The organism is Brevundimonas sp. (assembly GCF_036963785.1).
In the GTDB taxonomy this organism is placed as follows: Bacteria; Pseudomonadota; Alphaproteobacteria; order Caulobacterales; family Caulobacteraceae; genus Brevundimonas.
In genome coordinates, this window is the sequence record NZ_JBALUS010000002.1 from 418529 (window position 1) to 432715 (window position 14187).

Annotated in this window: 12 protein-coding genes; 7 read left to right on the forward strand and 5 right to left on the reverse strand. The window is 68.4% G+C overall.

The features are described from left to right. Positions 1-53: 53 nt before the first annotated feature. The gene (locus V7672_RS05695; protein ID WP_335623627.1) at positions 54-1295 is read right to left on the reverse strand and encodes an N-acetylmuramoyl-L-alanine amidase; all 1242 of its coding nucleotides are present in this window, start codon (positions 1293-1295) and stop codon (positions 54-56) included. A gap of 479 nt (positions 1296-1774) precedes the next feature. On the opposite strand from V7672_RS05695, the gene V7672_RS05700 reads away from it, so the two are divergent. The 3 genes from V7672_RS05700 to V7672_RS05710 all read left to right on the forward strand — a co-directional run bounded on the left by V7672_RS05700 (position 1775) and on the right by V7672_RS05710 (position 6723). After that, on the forward strand, positions 1775-4339 hold the full coding sequence (locus V7672_RS05700; RefSeq protein ID WP_335623628.1) for an Rne/Rng family ribonuclease: 2565 nt from the start codon (positions 1775-1777) through the stop codon (positions 4337-4339). A 139-nt stretch (positions 4340-4478) separates the two neighbouring features. Next, positions 4479-5894: a M48 family metalloprotease gene (locus tag V7672_RS05705; protein WP_335623629.1), complete on the forward strand. Its 1416-nt coding sequence runs from the start codon at positions 4479-4481 to the stop codon at positions 5892-5894. Positions 5895-5901: 7 nt separating this feature from the next. Then, positions 5902-6723, forward strand: coding sequence for a DsbA family protein (locus tag V7672_RS05710; RefSeq protein WP_335623630.1), 822 nt, complete (start codon positions 5902-5904; stop codon positions 6721-6723). Here the strand turns inward: V7672_RS05710 and V7672_RS05715 are convergent. Beyond that, the gene (locus V7672_RS05715) at positions 6720-7505 is read right to left on the reverse strand and encodes a HisA/HisF-related TIM barrel protein (protein WP_335623631.1); all 786 of its coding nucleotides are present in this window, start codon (positions 7503-7505) and stop codon (positions 6720-6722) included. The two genes, V7672_RS05710 and V7672_RS05715, sit on opposite strands and share 4 nt — an antisense overlap. A gap of 50 nt (positions 7506-7555) precedes the next feature. Further along, positions 7556-8983 (reverse strand): LytR/AlgR family response regulator transcription factor, encoded by a 1428-nt coding sequence (locus tag V7672_RS05720; protein WP_335623632.1) that lies wholly within the window; start codon positions 8981-8983, stop codon positions 7556-7558. Between the two features lie 113 nt (positions 8984-9096). On the opposite strand from V7672_RS05720, the gene V7672_RS05725 reads away from it, so the two are divergent. Next, positions 9097-10542 (forward strand): alpha/beta hydrolase, encoded by a 1446-nt coding sequence (locus V7672_RS05725; protein ID WP_335623633.1) that lies wholly within the window; start codon positions 9097-9099, stop codon positions 10540-10542. Here the strand turns inward: V7672_RS05725 and thiS are convergent, their stop codons facing one another. Both thiS and V7672_RS05735 read right to left on the reverse strand, forming a co-directional pair. Next, the gene (thiS, locus tag V7672_RS05730; protein WP_335623818.1) at positions 10543-10740 is read right to left on the reverse strand and encodes a sulfur carrier protein ThiS; all 198 of its coding nucleotides are present in this window, start codon (positions 10738-10740) and stop codon (positions 10543-10545) included. Between the two features lie 57 nt (positions 10741-10797). Further along, entirely contained in the window at positions 10798-11649 is an 852-nt protein-coding gene (locus tag V7672_RS05735; protein WP_335623634.1) for an ion transporter, read from the reverse strand. Positions 11650-11841: 192 nt separating this feature from the next. On the opposite strand from V7672_RS05735, the gene aroQ reads away from it, so the two are divergent. Genes aroQ through accC form a run of 3 tightly spaced genes read left to right on the forward strand, consistent with a single transcriptional unit; the run spans position 11842 to position 14185 of the window. Continuing rightward, positions 11842-12303 carry a type II 3-dehydroquinate dehydratase gene (gene aroQ / locus V7672_RS05740; protein WP_335623635.1) on the forward strand — a complete coding sequence of 154 codons (462 nt, stop codon included), beginning with the start codon at positions 11842-11844 and terminating at the stop codon, positions 12301-12303. A 27-nt stretch (positions 12304-12330) separates the two neighbouring features. Further along, positions 12331-12825 (forward strand): acetyl-CoA carboxylase biotin carboxyl carrier protein, encoded by a 495-nt coding sequence (gene accB / locus V7672_RS05745; protein WP_335623636.1) that lies wholly within the window; start codon positions 12331-12333, stop codon positions 12823-12825. A 4-nt stretch (positions 12826-12829) separates the two neighbouring features. Beyond that, positions 12830-14185 (forward strand): acetyl-CoA carboxylase biotin carboxylase subunit, encoded by a 1356-nt coding sequence (gene accC, locus V7672_RS05750; RefSeq protein WP_335623637.1) that lies wholly within the window; start codon positions 12830-12832, stop codon positions 14183-14185. Positions 14186-14187 lie beyond the last annotated feature (2 nt).

Genomic DNA, 14187 nt, shown 5'->3' on the forward strand with positions numbered 1-14187 from the left:
GCGTCGCCGCCCCGCGAAAGGGCCTGTCGCGTCGCGGGCGGGCCGGGGCCCCGTCAGGGGGTGCCGCCAGCCTGTGGCGTCCCGGCATAGCGGGTCGGACTTTGCAGCGTCTGGAAATAGGCATCAATGCCGCGCACGACGCCCCGCATCAGCTCGCGGCGGCGGCGCTCGTCCAGCAGGATGCGCTCGTCTTCGGGATTGGTGACGAATCCCATCTCCAGCAGCACGGCCGGGACATCGGGGGCCAGCAGGACCGCCAGACCGGCGTCGCGGTGGCTGCGCCGCAGCATCGGGTGGCCGGTGCGCTCGATTTCGCCCAGCAGCGACCGCGCAAACCAGGCCGAGCGATTCTGGGTCGAGCGCTGGGTCATATCCAGCAGGATACGGTCAACCGAAGGATCCTGACCGGGCAGGTGCAGGTCACGATGCCAGTCGTCGCGAACGGTGAACTCGCGCACGGCCCGTCCCGCGCCCTGTTCGGACAGGGTATAGACGCTGGCGCCGCGCGTGGCCGGATCGGCCCCGGCATCGGCGTGCAGGCTGATGAACAGGTCAGCCCCGGCCTGCCGAGCGATCTCGACCCGGCGCGGCAGTCCGACATAGACATCGGTCGAGCGGGTCATGAGGACGCGATAGCGGCCCGTGCGCTCCAGTTCGGCCTTGAGCGTCAGCCCGGCGGCAAGCGTTACGGCACTTTCGCGCGACTGCTGGCCGGACGCGCCGGGATCACGCCCGCCGTGACCGGGGTCGATGACGATCAGGGGGCGCGAGTCGCCGCGACGGCCACGCGCGGCGGGTGCTGCGGCAACCCGGGGCGGCGGGACGGCGGCGGCAGAGGCCTCGCCCGTGGACCTCAGATCGATGACATAGCGATAGTGGTCAACGCCGTCGCCGGGCGACAGCAGGAAACGCCGCTCGATCTCGACACCCGACGCCAGGGCCAGTTCGACCCGCGAGCGACTGCCGGCCTGGGCAACGCGATAGGCACGGACCAGCCCCATCCCCTGCCCGCTCTGGCCACGACCGGCGCGAATATTGTCCAGATCGACCACCAGTTGCCCGCTGCCCCCGGCGTCGACCAGGGTGCCGCGCGTCGAGGCGTCCAGATCGATGACGACGCGGGTGCGCTGGGCATCCCCGCCGAAACGCACCCGCAGGACATCGCCGTCGGCACCGAGAGCCAGCCCGCGCGTGGCGGTGAGCAGCAGGGCGCAGAGCACGACGAGGGCCAGGGCGGTCATGGCCCATTCCCTCGCCCCCCAGCGGGCCAGATCGAATTTCAGTGTCGCGCGCATTCTGTCGTAACCACAGTCAATCACAGGACCGATTTACGGTGACGCCGACCCTGACACAGGCCTCTGTGGATTCCGTTAAGACCATGCCGCTTTCAATTCGCGCACGGGCTGCCTATTGTCTGGGTGCTGCGGTCGCGGCCCGTTTCGTGCGGGCCGTGCGGCCATCAGCCCCGATCCCACCCTTCTGACGCCCGCACGGCCTGACCGACGGACGACAGGGCGGAACCGGCCCCACGGATGAAAGACCCCCGACGAAAGGGATGTCTGGCACCCACCGGGCCGCGTTTCAGGAACACGCACGACCATGGGCCTTTCGACCCGCTCGAATCTGGATACCGAACCTGTTCGCAAAGCCGACGGCCTGACCGTCTGCGCGGGGTTCATCCGGGTCCATGCCCCTCATTCATTCAGGCGAGCCGCTCGACCGGTCGGGATACGTCCCGACGGGCGGGGACCGGCGCGCCCAGGAAAGATCCTTCATGTCCAAGACAATGCTTATCGACGCGGCCCATGCCGAGGAGACCCGCGTCGCCATCGTGGAAGCGCGCCAGGTTGAGGAATTCGACTTTGAATCCCGCGCCCGCCGCCAGCTTCGCGGCAACATCTATCTGGCCAAGGTCACACGGGTAGAGCCCAGCCTCCAGGCCGCGTTCGTTGAATACGGCGGCAATCGCCACGGCTTTCTGGCCTTCAACGAAATCCACCCGGACTATTACCAGATCCCGGTCGCCGATCGCGAGGCGATCATGGCCGAGCTGTCCAATTCGTCGTCCGATGACGACTCCGAGCACGACGATCTGGGCCGCGAGAGCGACGACGGCGAATCGGAAGGCGGCCTCGCCGACGAGGAACGTCTGAAGCGTCGCCTGATGCGCCGCTACAAGATCCAGGACGTCATCCGCCGCCGGCAGATCCTGCTGGTGCAGGTCGTCAAGGACGAGCGCGGCGCCAAGGGCGCGGCCCTGACCACCTGGCTGTCGCTGGCCGGTCGCTACTGCGTGCTGATGCCCAACACGGGCAAGGGCGGCGGCATTTCGCGCAAGATTACCCAGGCCACGGACCGCAAGCGCCTGAAGGCCGCAGCGGCGGCGCTGGATGTGCCCAAGGGCATGGGCCTGATCATCCGCACGGCCGGCGCCAAGCGCACCAAGGCCGAGATCAAGCGCGACTATGAATATCTGCTGCGCCTGTGGGAAACGATCCGCGAGACCACGCTGGGCTCGAACGCCCCCAGCCTGATCTATGAGGAAGAGAACCTGGTCCGCCGCGCGGTGCGCGACATGTTCGACAAGGATTTCGACGGCATCCAGGTCGAGGGCTATGAGGGCTGGAAGCAGGCGCGCGACTTCATGCGCGTGCTGATGCCCGCCCACGCCAAGAAGGTGCATCTGTACACGGGCTCCAAGCCGCTGTTCGCCGCCCACGGCATCGAGGATCTGCTGACCCAGATTCACCAGCCGACGGTGCCGCTGAAGTCCGGTGGCTATCTGGTGATCAACCAGACCGAGGCGCTGGTCGCCATCGACGTCAACTCGGGCCGCGCGACCAAGGAACGCAACGTCGAACAGACGGCCTACAAGACCAATCTGGAAGCCGCCGTCGAGGCCGCGCGCCAGCTGCGGCTGCGCGACCTGGCCGGGCTGGTGGTCATCGACTTCATCGACATGGATGAGTCCAAGAACAACCGGTCTGTCGAAAAGACCATGAAGGATGCGCTGGCCAAGGATCGTGCCCGCATCCAGATGGGCCGCATCTCGGACTTCGGCCTGATGGAAATCAGCCGCCAGCGCCGCCGCCTCGGCGTCATCGAGGGCGCCACCGAGGTCTGCCCGCACTGCCAGGGCGCCGGACGGATCCGTTCGGCCGAGTCTGCGGCGCTGATGATGCTGCGCGGCGTCGATATCGAGGCCGGCAAGAACGGCGCCGGCACGGTGGGCCTCAAGGTGCCGCTGACCGCCGCCCTCTACATCCTCAACCACAAGCGCGCCTATCTGGACACCATGGCCCGGATGCGTGGCGTGGTGGTCATGGTCTCGGTCGATGAGAGCCTGGCGCCGGGTGACTATGCCGTCGAGCGGCTGACCACGGACCCCGAGTTCGTCGCGCCGGAGGCCGATGCCCTGCCGGTGGACGATATGCCGGTCGACGATCTGGCCTTTGACGAGGACTATGAGGACGAAGACGAGGACGAGGACTTCGACGTCGCGTCCGAAGATGGCGACGAGAGCGTCCAGGAAGAGCGGGCACCGCGCGAGCGGGGCCGCGCGCGCGGGCCGGCCCCGGATGTCTCCGACGACGACAGCGAGGACGGTGGCCGCCGTCGCCGTCGCGGCCGTCGGGGCGGACGTCGCGTCCGCGAGGACAGCGAGCGGGACGGCTTCAACTGGGTTCGCGGTCGCACGCCCTCGCTGACCGATCCCTATGTCTGGTTCGACCCGCTGAACCCGCATGCCGATACGGATTCTGACGAGCCGGGAGCGGCGCAGGCCGACAAGCCTGTCAGCCATCCCGCCAATGATGACGGCGAGAACGAAGGCGAACGCGAGGGCGGAGGCCGCCGTCGTCGGCGTCGTCGCGGTCGGGGTCGGGATCGCACCGGTTCCGACGAGGCCAGCCCGCGCGCCGAGGCTCGCGCCGCCAATGAAGGCATGATCGACGAAGTGCCGGTCGATACCGCCGTGGCCGCTCCGGTCGATACAGAGACCTCTGTGCCGGTCACCGAAGCGGCTGACGCCGAGCCCGCGCCGAAACGCCGCCGCGTGCGCCGCAAGGTCACCACCGAAGCCTCGGCCGAGCAGTCCCCGGCCGAGACCCCGGTCGAAGTCGAGGCCGAGACGGCCGTGCCGCCCACGCCGGTCGAGCCGGTCGAGCCGGAGGCTGCGGTTGATCCTGAGCCCGTCGTCGAGGAGGCCCCGCAGGAGGTGGCGGCCAGCAAGCCCACGCCGCCGCGCAAGACGGTCGATGTCGAGGAAATCCTGGCCAACGACCCGAACCAGATCACGGCCCCTCCGCCCAAGCCCAAGCGCGGGTGGTGGCGCCTTTGACCTGACGTCCCCAAATGGGGATGATCACGGCGACCGGTCACGCCGGGCGGGACGGCCATTGTTTGGCCTTGTCGCCCGGCGACCAATGACGATCCCGGAAAGGGCGGCCGGGCCGGTCGCCGTCTGACAGGAGCGTATCTTGAGCTGGCTTAAGCGATCCGTTTCCCGCATCACCGGTGTGGCCGTTGCCATTGCGGCGCTGCTGGCGCTGCCTGCGCACGCCCAGGCCCAGAGCATCATCCGCGACACCGAGATCGAGGGGATCATCCACGACTGGTCGGCGCCCGTGTTCAGCGCCATGGGGCTTGAGCCGGACGAGATGACCATCCTGCTGGTCAACGACCCGTCGCTGAATGCCTTTGCCACGCGCGGCCGGATCATGGGGTTGAACACCGGCCTGATCCTCGAGACCGACAACCCCAACCAGCTGCTGGGTGTCATCGCCCACGAGGGCGGTCACATCCGCAACCGCCACACCCTGCGCGACGGGGTCCAGAACGCGGGCATGCAGCCCTTCCTTATGACCATGGCCCTGGGGGCGCTGGCCGCCGTGGCCGGGGCCCCGGACGCCGCCGCCATGCTGGTGGCCTCCAGCCAGTATTTCGGCACCCTGGGCGCGCTGCGTTACATGCAGAGCCAGGAGGGCGAGGCCGATATCACCGCCGCCCGGGCGCTGGAGGCGGCCGGACTGTCCGGCCGGGGCCTGATCGAATTCTTCGAGAATTTCCGCTCGCAGGAAGTGTTCTCCGAAGCCCGCCGCTTTCCCTATTTCCGCAGCCACCCCCTGTCCTCGCGCCGCATCGAAAACCTGCGCGGCCCGGTCGAGTCGTCCCCCTATTACGACGTCGTCGACAGCCCTGAACGGATGGCGGAGCATGCCCTGGTCATCGCCAAGATCCATGCCTTCATGGATCACCCGGGCATCACCCTGCGCCTGTATCCCGAGAGCGACACCTCCCTCGCCGCCCGCTATGCGCGGACCATCGCCTGGTTCCGCGACGGCCAGACCGACCGGGCCCTGGCCGCCGTCGACGCCCTGATCGAGGAACAGCCCGAAAATCCCTTCTTCTGGGAGCTGAAGGGCCAGATCTTTTTCGAGGAAGGCCGGCCCGTCGAGGCGATCGAGGCCCATCAGCGCTCGGTCGACCTGATGCCCGATGCGCCGTTGCTGCGGATCAATCTCGGCCACGCCTTGCTGGAGTCGCGCGATGACGATCAGCTGGAACGGGCCGTCACCGAGCTGAAACAGGCCACGGTGCTGGAGCACGACAACCCCATGGCCTGGCGCCTGCTGGGCCAGGCCTATTCCCAACTGGGCCGTGAGGGTGAGGCCCGGCTGGCCTCGGCCGAATACCACTATGCCGTCGGGCAGATCGATCAGGCGACCCAGTTCGCCCTGCGCGCCCGCGACATGCTGGAGCCCGGGTCGATGGAATGGCGGCGCGCGATGGACATCATCCTGGCGTCCGGCGCGACCATGGATGATCTGCGGGTGCTGGACGAATCGACGGCAAGGCGCCCAACAGGGGTCCTGCCTCCGGAACCCGTGAACTAGAGACCGCATGACCGAAACACCGCCCGCCCCCAAGCGCCGCGCCGCGCGCAAGCCCGCGCCTGAGGCCGAATCCGTTCAGCCGCCCCCAGCCCCGCAGCCCGGCTGGCTGGCGCGACATGGGGTGCAGGCCGCCATCGCGGTGTCTGTGATCGCGCTCGGACTGTCGGTCTGGGCCAGTTTCGGCGGGGGCTTCGAGACCCGGGTTCGGACCTATCTGGTCGAGAATCCCCAGATCCTCGACGACATGGTTCAGGCCCGCGACCAGCAGGCCGCGACCCAGCGGATCGAGCGCCTGAACGCAGGGATCGCCGCCATGCCGCAGGTGCTGGAACCCGGCCCCGGCGAGCCGGTGTTCGGCCCTCCTGACGCGGCGGTCACCGTCGTCGAATATTTCGATTACCGCTGCCCCTACTGCAAGACGGCGGCGCCCGGCGTCATGGAGCTGATGCGGGCCCACCCCGACGTCCGCTTCGTCTTCCGCGAGTGGCCGATCCTCGACGCCGGCACCAGCACCGTCTCACAGCACGCGGCGCGCGCGGCTCTGATCGCCCACAGCCAGGGCAAGTATCTGGCGGTTCATCAGGCGCTGATGGCCGAGGGCGCCCTGTCCCACGAAGCCATCGACCGCATCCTGGCCGAGAACGGCGTCGACACCGGTCCGGGCGGCGCGGCGCTTAACGCGCCGTCGATCAGCCGCATTCTGGCCGATGTTCAGGCCGGAGCCGGTGCGGTCGGTATGGACGGCACGCCCACCTTCTTCGTCAACGGCCGGGCCAGCGCCAGCAATTCCCCCGAGGCCATCGCCCAGGCCATTGCGGCTGCCCGCTAGATCAATCCACTGAGCGGTGACGAGGCGCTGGCGTAGCGGCGCTTGGGCATGCGTCCGGCAAGATAGGCCTCGCGCCCCGCGATTACCGCATGCTTCATGGCGCGCGCCATGCGGATCGGGTCCTTCGCCTCGGCGATGGCGGTGTTCATCAGAACAGCGTCACAGCCCAGTTCCATGGCGATGGTGGCGTCAGAGGCTGTGCCCACCCCCGCATCGACCAGCACCGGCACCTTGGCCTGTTCGACGATCAGCCGCACATTGACGCGGTTCTGGATGCCCAGCCCCGAGCCGATGGGGGCGGCGGCGGGCATGATGGCGGCGGCGCCGGCCTCCTCCAGATGGCGGGCCATGACCACGTCGTCGGTGCAATAGACCATGACGTCGAAGCCGTCCTTGACCAGCATCTCCAGCGCGCGAAGCGTCTCGGGCATGTCGGGATAGAGGTGTGGTGTGTTCGACAGAACCTCCAGCTTGACCAGGTTCCAGCCACCCGCCTCGCGCGCCAGCCGCAGGGTACGGACGGCGTCCTCGCCGGTGAAACAGCCGGCGGTGTTCGGCAGAAAGGTGAACCGGTCGGGCTTCACGTAATCGACCAGCATCGGCTGGCTGGGGTCCGACAGGTTCACCCGGCGCAACGCCACAGTGACGATCTCCGCCCCCGCCGCCTCGGCCGCCGCGGCGTTCTGCGCATAGTCGGCATATTTGCCGGTGCCGACGATCAGGCGCGAGGAAAAGGTGCGACCGGCGACGGTCCAGGTGTCATCTGTGTGTGTATCGCTCATGCGCGACACCTAGGGCGCGGCGGGCGCGAGTGAAAGAGCGTCCGGCGATTTCATGCGGTCGGGGCTTCAGGGCCACCGTCCAGGGCCGCCCGCACGGTGGCCAGGCGGCCCCGGCTGACCGGCAGCGGCTCGCCGTGCGACAGGTGCACGCGGCACCGCCCCTCCTCCCGCTCCAGCCGGGTCAGATGGGCCAGGTTGACCAGAGCCGACCGATGCACGCGCACGAAGGCGGGAGACAGGTCGCGCTCGAGGGTGTCGAGACGGGCCGCGTGAAGCAGGGTTTGGCCGTCAACCAGTCGAAGCTCGACATAGTCGTCGGCGCCGAGGATGGCGACGATGTCGGCCAGCGGGACCAGCACCACACCGCGGGATGAGGTCACGGTCAGGCGGTCGGGCCTGCCGGCCGCCCGCGCGAGGGCCGTCTCCCGGCGCTCGGCCTCCCATCCCAGACGCACCACCTCGACCATCAGCAGCGGAAGGACCAGACAGGCTGCCAGCACGAAATAGGACAGGTTGACGAACACGTCGGGCCAGATCGTCAGCACGCCGAGGATCAGGACCAGCCAGGCCAGCATCGCCCGGGCGCCCGGTTGGCGGCGGTACACGCCCCGGGCGGTAATCGCCGCCGCGAGCGCAAGGCCCAGTCCGAGCGAGGCAGCCGTCTTGGCGTCAAAGCCCGGCACGACCAGCGACGTCGCCACCAGCAGGGCGGCGCCCACCGACGTCCTGCGACCGGCCATCGGCCAGAAGCGCGCGGTCACCCACGACACCAGCAGAATGCCGAACAGGGCCGCAAGGCCCCAGATCGCGACAAGCCGCCAGATGTGGAGCGGATAGGGGTAGGTGCCGATCAGATTCACGCTTTCCAGCACCGCATGCAGGCCGGCGGCGCCCGCCATGCCGGCGAGGGCCAGGCTGGACCCCGTGCGCCGGATCGCGTGGATGACGCCGAAGCCGAAGGCGGCCGCCAGCAATGCCCCGGCGGCCAGCAGCATGGCGGGCATCAGCACCTTCGGCATGGGATAGGGATACGGCGCCACGAGCACCGCCCCCATCGGATAGTCCAGTCGCAAGCCGCCGTGGAAGGAGGACAGGTGAACGACGAGCGTGTTCCCCTCTGGCTGCCACAGGCGATCGCTGATGGGAAAGGCGGCCTGATAGGTGCCCGGCACTTCGGCGGCCCGGGTGGCGCCCGGTCGGCCGTTCCGCCCCAGCCTCTGTCCGTTCAGCCAGGCCTCGGAGGACGCGACCCCGACCAGATAGAGGGCATGAGGCCCCGGCCCGGTCGGCGTGGCCTGGCGCTTGCGCAGCCAGAGCTCCCGCCCCTGAGGATCGACGGGCCCTTGCAACGGCGCGCAGGTCGATGTGCTGGCACCGGGTGGTCCGTCGCAGACGTCCCAGCTCTCGCTCGCCGCCGCCGTCGCCGTCGCCGCGAACGCGGCCACCAGGACCCCAATGAGAATCAGCCACCGTGCCATGGGCCGATCCTAGCCCACCCTTCACCGGGCGCGCCGGTCATTGACCGATCCGGAGGCGCCGCTCACCGATCCGACCGCGACGGAGGGCGGTCGGATGGAGGACAAACGACGGCATGAAACCCATCCAGATCAACCGCCGCTCCGTTCTGGCCGCCGCCGGCCTCGCCCTCCCCACACTGGCCATCGCGCAGGACGCGGCCGGCCCGTTCCGGTTCACCGGCTGGCGCGGGGCCGAGACCGATGCCGAACGCGGCTTCCTCGAGGTTCCGGAGGACCGGAACGATCCGGCGTCGCGAACCATCCGTCTCGGCTATGTGCGCTTCCCCTCGACGTCACCGACCCCCGGCAATCCGATCGTCTATCTGTCGGGCGGTCCGGGGGGCACGGGCACCGGCACCGCCACCGGTCCCCGCTTTCCGATTTTCATGGCCTTGCGGGCCGTCGCGGATGTGATCGCCTTCGACCAGCGCGGCACGGGTCTGTCAGCCTCGATCCCGCCGCTCGACCTCGTCCCCCTGCCCGTACCGCCACTGACCCGCGCGGGGCTGACCGGGCATGTGCGCGAGGCCTACCGCACCGCATGGGACGCCTGGATGGCGCGCGGCATCGGCATGCGCGGCTATACGACGGCGGAAAGCGCCGACGATCTGGACGCCCTGCGGGCGCATCTGGGCGCCAAGCGGATCGACCTGTGGGGCATCAGCTACGGCTCGCACCTCGCCCTGTCGGCCCTCAGGCGCCATCCCGACCGGATCGGCCGGGTCGCCCTGGCCAGTCTGGAGGGACAGGACCAGACCGTGAAGCGCCCCGACCGGCTCGACCAGTGTCTCGATCGCGTGGACGCCCTGCTGGACGGCGACGCCTCTCTTCGCGCCGCAGTGCCCAGCCTGCCGGCGCTGATGCGGCGGGTGCATGCGCGGATGGAGGCCGAGCCGGTGGCCCTCGCCTCCACCTACCGGGGTGCCCCGGTCGAGGCGCAGGTCGGCGGCTTTGCCATCCAGATGCTCGCCGGCGGCCTCATCGCCAATCCGTCCAGCCTGTCCTTGTTGCCGTCGCTCTATCTGGCACTGGAGGCCGGTGAGACCGCCGTCCTCTCGCGCTTCTACGGCCGGCTGGATGGCCTGCTGGACATCGCCGGCATGCCCGAGACCATGGACCTTGCGTCCGGTATCTCGCCCGCCCGGGCGGCCCTGGTCGCCGAAGTGGCCCCCACCTCTGTGCTCGGAGACGCCCTCAACTTTCCCATGCCGCACCTGTCCGGGGTCGTGCCCGGTCTGGATCTGGGTGAGACGTTCCGCGCGCCCCTGACCATCGACACGCCCGCCCTGCTGGTCGCCGGCACCCTGGATGGCCGGACCCCGCTGGAGGAGCAGGCCGAGGTGGTCGACCAGTTCCGCAACCGGTCCCGCATCATCGTCGAGAATGCCGGGCACAATGTCTTCGAGGCCCACCCGGAGGTTCAGGACCTGTTGGTCCGCTTCTTTGCCGGAGAGGCGGTCTCCGACACGCAACTCACCCTGCCGCCGCCGGTCTTCCCGCCGGCCCAGGCCCGCGGCTGATCACCCCCCGCCGACGAACTGGACGATCTCGATGCGGTCGCCGTCGGTCAGGGCGGTGGTGGGGTGCAGGGACTTCGGCACGATCTCGAGATTGCGCTCGATGGCGACCTTGCGCGGGTCGAGACCCAGTTCCTCGACCAGACCGGTCAGGGTGGTCGCGGTGACGTCGCGGTCCTCGCCATTGACCTGGATATGCAGCACGGCAGCGTCCTTCCTCGGCAGGACGCCCGCCTAGCACAGGGGCGCAGCATCCATCTAGCCGGGGCGGCGCGTCAGGCTGGTGGTCAGATCGGTCATGGCCTGTCGCAACTCGGCCAGTTCGCCGCGCAGGGCGGCCATGTCGGCGACATCCTCCGCATGGGCCTTCTGGCGTTCCTCGCTGGCCAGGCGCAGGTCCTCCTCCAGCTTGTGCCGCTCGGCCCGGGCCTCTTCCTCGTGCTCGGCCTGCATGGCGTTGACGACGATGCCGATGAACAGGTTCAGCATGGTGAAGGTGGTGCACAGGATGAAGGGCACAAAGAACATCCAGGCATAGGGATGGACCTCCATCACCGGCCGCACGATGCCCATCGACCAGCTCTCCAGCGTCATGATCTGGAACAGGGAATAGGCCGAGGCCGGGATCGAGCCGAACCATTGGGGAAAGTCGGCCCCGAACAGCTTGGTCGCCATGACCGACGCCACATAAAAGATCAGCCCCATCAGCAGGACGATCGAGCCCATGCCCGGCAGGGCGCTGATCAGGGCGCCGACCACGCGCTTCAGCGACGGCACAATGGTGATCATGCGCAGCACCCTGAGGATCCTCAAGGCGCGCAGCACCGAGAACGGGCCGGCGGCCGGCACCAGGGCGATGGCCACGACGCCAAAGTCAAACAGGCTCCACGGGTCCTTGAAAAAGGCCAGCCGGTGCACGGCGATCCGGGCCACCACTTCCACCACGAAGATGGCCAGCACGACCTTGTCCAGAACCAGCAACATCGGCCCGATGCGGTCCATCACCCACGCACTGGTCTCGAGCCCGAGGGTGATCGCGTTCAGGATGATCAGGACGAGAATGAATCGCTCGGTCCGGGGCGATGTCACAATCTGTCTGAGGCGGTCCAAGGCAGTCTCCGGGGAGGTGATTTGTCCGCCCCCTTGCCGCATTCCGGGAAGGGACGCCAGATGCCGGGCCGACGCGCCCGGCCGCACCGGGTTGCCGCAGGGGCAATCTTTCACGCACGCGGTTTGATAACCGCCCCGCCTCGGCTAAAAGGCAGGTCCGATTCCGGTCGGTCCGCCCTTTTCATGAGCGCAATGCCCGAGACCCTCGCCCTGCACGTTCTGAACGGCCCGAACCTCAACCTGCTGGGAGAGCGTGAGCCGGACATCTATGGGCGCGAGACCCTGGCCGACATCCAGACGCTGTGCGAGGCGGCGGCCGGGGATGTGCCGGTGGTCTTTCGCCAGTCAAACCACGAGGGCCAGCTGGTCGAGTGGATCCACGCGGCGCGGGGCACCGCGCGGGCGCTGGTGATCAACCCTGCGGCCTTTACCCACACCTCGATTGCCCTGCTGGATGCGCTCAAGACCTTGGACATTCCGGTCGTGGAGTGCCATCTGAGCAATCCGGCGGCGCGGGAGGAGTTCCGGCGCCATTCCTATGTCTCGCTGGTCGCGACCGGCGTCATTTCGGGCTTCGGCCCCCATGGTTACGAGCTGGCGGTCAAGGCCGCGCTCCGGCTGGCGCAGGAACGCGCTGACGCCGCGGCTCGTTGAAGAATGAACAAGAAGGTCCCCTCCCCTATGGCTGTGAAGAAATTGCCGAACGACGCCGAGATCGACACCACCCTGGTCCGCCAGCTGGCGGACATCCTGAAGGAAACCGAGCTCTCGGAGATCGAGGTCGAGCGCGGTGAGCTGAAGATCCGCGTGGCCCGCGAGCTGACGGTCGCGGCCGGACCGGTCACCTATGCGGCGGCTCCGGCCCCGGCGGCCGCGGCCCCGGCCGCAGCGCCCGTCGCGCCCATGCCCAGCGATCCCGCCACCATCGTCGCCAAATCGGGCGAAGAGGTGAAGTCGCCGATGGTCGGCACCGTCTATCTGCAGGCCTCGCCCGAGGCCCCGCCGTTCATCAACATCGGCGACAAGGTGAAGAAGGGCCAGACCCTGCTGATCGTCGAGGCGATGAAGACCATGAACCCCATCCAGGCCCCGCGCGACGGCGTGGTCGCGGATGTGCTGGTGGGCGACGCCCAGCCGGTCGAGTTCGGCGAACCCCTCGTCCTGCTCGAGGCCTGAGCCGGTGTTTAGCAAGGTCCTGATCGCCAACCGGGGTGAGATCGCCCTGCGCATCCACCGCGCCTGCAAGGAGATGGGCATCTCCACCGTGGCCGTGCACTCGGAAGCCGACCGCGGCGCCATGTGGGTGCGTCTGGCCGACGAGAGCGTCTGCATCGGCCCGGCCCCGGCCGCCAAGTCGTATCTGAACATCCCCTCGATCATCGCGGCCGCCGAGATCACCGGCGCCCAGGCCATCCACCCCGGCTATGGCTTCCTGTCCGAGAATGCCCGCTTCGCCGAGATCGTCGAGGCGCACGGGATGACCTTCATCGGTCCGAAGGCCGAGCACATCCGCATCATGGGCGACAAGATCACGGCCAAGCAGACCGTGCTGGATGCCGGCATCCCCTGCGTGCCCGGCTCGGCCGGTGAGGTCGAGACGATCGAAGCAGCCATTGCAGCCTCGAAGACCATCGGCTTCCCGCTGATCGTCAAGGCGGCGGCGGGCGGCGGCGGACGCGGCATGAAGGTGGCCCTGACCGCCGACGATCTGGTCGAGGCCGTCCAGACCGCCCAGTCCGAGGCCAAGGCGGCCTTTGGCAATGGCGCGGTCTATATGGAGCGCTATCTGCAGAAGCCGCGCCATATCGAGCTTCAGGTCGTGGCCGACAGCCACGGCAATGTGGTGCACCTGGGCGAACGCGACTGCTCGCTGCAGCGCCGCCACCAGAAGATCCTGGAAGAGGCCCCCTCGCCCGCCCTGTCCGCGGCCGAGCGTGTCGCCATCGGCGAGACGGTCAACAAGGCCATCGCCGCGATCGGCTACCTGGGCGTCGGCACCATCGAATTCCTGTGGGAAGACGGCGAGTTCTTCTTCATCGAGATGAACACCCGCCTGCAGGTCGAGCACCCGGTCACCGAAATGATCACCGGCGTCGACCTGGTCCGCGAGCAGATCCGCATCGCCGCGGGCGAGCCGCTGTCGTTCAGCCAGGAGGATGTGAAATTTACCGGCCACGCCATCGAATGTCGCATCAATGCCGAGAATGCCGAGACCTTTACCCCGTCGCCCGGCACTATCACCGACTATCACGCGCCCGGTGGCCTGGGTGTACGCATGGATAGCGCCATCTACGCCGGCTATACGATCCCGCCCTATTACGACAGCCTGATCGGCAAGCTGATCGTGCACGGGCGCGACCGCGAAGCCTGTCTGGCACGGCTGAAGCGCAGCCTGAACGAGATGGTGGTCGGCGGCATCGACACCACCATTCCCCTGTTCCAGAAGTTGCTGAACGAGCCCGACATCCTGTCCGGAGATTACGACATCCACTGGCTGGAAAACTGGGCCAGGCGCCAGAAGGGGCCGGCCAGCTGAGC